Source organism: Conyzicola sp., from assembly GCF_046714715.1.
Classification (GTDB): domain Bacteria; phylum Actinomycetota; class Actinomycetes; order Actinomycetales; family Microbacteriaceae; genus Conyzicola.
The window spans coordinates 1-2,889 of the sequence record NZ_JBKKAD010000201.1; the positions used below are offsets into that span (position 1 = coordinate 1).

Consider the following 2,889-nt stretch of genomic DNA (forward strand, 5'->3'; position numbering starts at 1 on the left):
TTGAAGGCCGAGATGGCGTCTTTGATGGTTCCGCCGGCGATGCCGACCGCGATGGTCGCGCCGAAGACGAGGATGATCGGGGCCGGCAAGAGCACGGACGACACGTTCGCGCCCTCGAGGGTGATCATCGCGAAGAGCGAGCCGAAGGCTATGAGCAGCCCGATTATGGTTGCGGGATCCATGACTACAGCTTTCTCGGGCCCATCGAGGTGACGCCGTCGGCCTCGTCGCGGATAGGGTGGCCGGCCGGGTCGAGAGAGCTGACCAGACCGAGAGCCCGCACGCCGGCCGGCTGGCCGGACTGCGAAAGCTCGTGGGTGAGAGCGATGACGCGCGCTCGGTAGGAGGCGATCTTGTCGATCACCAGATCCATCGACTCGGTGACGATGTACTTCGCCCCGTCGACCATCACGAGGGTGGTGTCGGGATTCGAGTGGATGCGTTCGATGAGGTCGGGATTGATCGCAAACTGGCTGTTATTAAGCCGCGTGACAACGATCATGGAATCCATCCCCAGTAGAGGCGACCCTTCCTGGGTCGCTTATAGAGCACTATCGGCCGCCGTCTACCCGGTGTTAGGCAAACGACGGCCGATAGTCGGCTGAAGCGAAGCGGCTAGCGCTTGAGGTTCGTGAGCTCCTGCAGAACCTCGTCGGAGGTGGTGATGATTCGGGCGTTCGCCTGGAATCCGCGCTGCGCGACGATCAGGTTGGTGAACTCCTGCGAGAGGTCGACGTTCGACATCTCGAGCGCGCCGCTCGTGAGCGAACCGTAGCCGGCCGAGCCGGGAGCGCCCACCGTGGCCTCGCCCGAGTTGAACGTCGCACGGTACGACGACGATCCGGCCTTCTCGAGTCCGCCCGGGTTCGCGAAGGTCGCGAGCACAACACGGCCGAGCGCCTGCGAGGCGCCGTTGCTGAACGATCCGATGAGCGTGCCGTCCTTCGACAGGGTGTACGCCTCGAGCGTTCCGGCGTCGAGGCCGTTCTTGTCGGTGACCGCGACTGTGGTGAGCGCGGCGAAGCCGCTCACCTTGCTGAGATCGACCGAGATGCCGCCCACGACGAGCGGGCCGGCCGCCGAGGTCTGCACCCCGTTGGCGAAGGTGAGCGCCTTGGCGCCGGTCGCGGGTCCCGCCGGGTTGTTCGGGTCGGAGGCCGTGGCATCCCAGCCCGCCGCCGACTTGGTGAACGTAATGGCCATGCTGCGCGAGGCGCCCGTCGCGTCGAAGACCTCGACGTCGCGGACGAGCACGGTGCCGACCGCGGCGTCGGAGGGCACGTTGCCGCCGACGGTGGCCGCCGTGGTGACCTCGCCGGGGGAGATCGCGTTCAGCGGAAGCTGGATGTCGCCGATGAGACCGCCGTCGGTGACGACGCCGTCGACGGCGCCCCAACCCTGCACGAGCGAGCCGTCGGGGCTGACCAGACGGCCCTCGGCGTCGAAGTCGAAGTCACCGGCGCGGGTGTACGACGTCTGGTTGCCGAGGCGGGTGACGAAGAAGCCGTCGCCGGAGATCATCAGGTTCGCGGCGCGACCGGTGGCCTGCGTCGAACCCTGCGCGAAGTTGGTCGAGATGCCGGCGACGAGCACGCCGAGGCCGACCTGGGCCGGGTTGGTTCCGCCGACGCCATCCTGGGGGCCCGCCGCACCGGTCGTGAGCTGCGAGAGCGTGTCCTGGAACTGCGTCGACGACGACTTGAAGGCGGTGGTGTTGACGTTGGCGATGTTGTTGCCGGTGACGTCGAGCATGGTCTGGTGCGAGCGAAGACCAGAGATACCTGCGTAGAGAGAGCGAAGCATGGGTGAGCCTTTCGGTTGGTGGAGAGCTGAAGAGGTTAGGAGGTTGCGGGCGGCACGGTCACGGGGAGTTTCCCGATTCCGGCGAGGAGGTCGAGGGCGATGTCCTTGCCGCCGACACTCACGGTGGGAACGGCGTTCTTGAACGACACGCTGTCGGCCACTCCGGAGACGGTCTTGCCGTCGGGGCCGAGGTAGGAGACGGTCTGCCCGACGATCGCGGAGGCTGCGATCCGCATCTGCAGCGAGAAGTTCTCGGTGCTCGTGGTGGTGAGCTCCGTCATTTTCTCCATCATCGCCAGCTGCGTGGTCTGGGAGAGCATCTCGTTGGTGTCCATCGGCGACGACGGGTCTTGGTTCTGCAGCTGCGTCACGAGCAGGTGCATGAACACCTCGGAGTCCATGGCCTGCTTCGGGGCAGCGGCCTGCGCGGCTGCGGCTGCCGCGGCGGCCTGCGCCGAGACGGTTCCTGTGATGGCGTCGATACTCATGGGTCGTGCTCCTTAGGCCATCACGTCGATGGTCGTTGACGGGTCGGTGAGCAGCCACGGTCGGGCCGCCGCCTGCTGCTGCTGCTCGAGGGCGCCCGGTGTGTCGCCCTGCTGCTGGCGGCGCTGCTGGCCGCCGTCGCCGCGGTCGGTCGGCTGGTTCTGGCTCGATAGGTCGAGCGTGCCGCCGAGGCCTGCGCCGCCCATGTCCTTGCGGATGTCGGGCAGGATCGCCCGCAGCGCCTCACGTGCGAGATCATTCGGCGCGAAGAGTTCGACGCGCACGCCCTCGGTTCCCACGTGGGCGCGCACGGTGATCGGCCCGAGGTTCTCGGGAACGATGTCGATCGTCATAACGTGCTCGCCGTTGCCCGCGGCCGCGAGGGTGAAGACGGGTACGGCCACCTGTGCGGCGAGTGGTGCTGGCTGTGCGACAGGCGGGGCGGATGCCGCGGCGCCCGTCACTGCGACGGGGGCCGATGCGGCGGGGGTGACGGCGACGACTACGGGTGCCGGCGCGTCCTTCGGCTGCACGACCGCGTCGACGGCGGTATCGGCGGTCGACGCTGCGGCCGAGGTTGCGACCGGCGCTGCGTCGGCG

The 2,889-nt window shown here is 67.8% G+C and carries 4 protein-coding genes and 1 pseudogene; all 5 read right to left on the reverse strand.

The window, feature by feature from the left end; all coding sequences use genetic code 11:
- Positions 1–182: pseudogene (locus ACLQ6X_RS16070) on the reverse strand (motility protein A); the annotation flags it as partial.
- Between the two features lie 2 nt (positions 183–184).
- Positions 185–502, reverse strand: coding sequence for a flagellar FlbD family protein (locus ACLQ6X_RS16075; protein ID WP_411701153.1), 318 nt, complete (start codon positions 500–502; stop codon positions 185–187).
- Positions 503–615: 113 nt separating this feature from the next.
- On the reverse strand, positions 616–1,803 hold the full coding sequence (locus ACLQ6X_RS16080) for a flagellar hook protein FlgE (protein WP_411701154.1): 1,188 nt from the start codon (positions 1,801–1,803) through the stop codon (positions 616–618).
- A gap of 35 nt (positions 1,804–1,838) precedes the next feature.
- Entirely contained in the window at positions 1,839–2,291 is a 453-nt protein-coding gene (locus ACLQ6X_RS16085; RefSeq protein ID WP_411701155.1) for a flagellar hook assembly protein FlgD, read from the reverse strand.
- A gap of 12 nt (positions 2,292–2,303) precedes the next feature.
- On the reverse strand, positions 2,304–2,889 hold a 586-nt coding region (locus ACLQ6X_RS16090), incomplete at its 5' end, for a flagellar hook-length control protein FliK (RefSeq protein WP_411701156.1).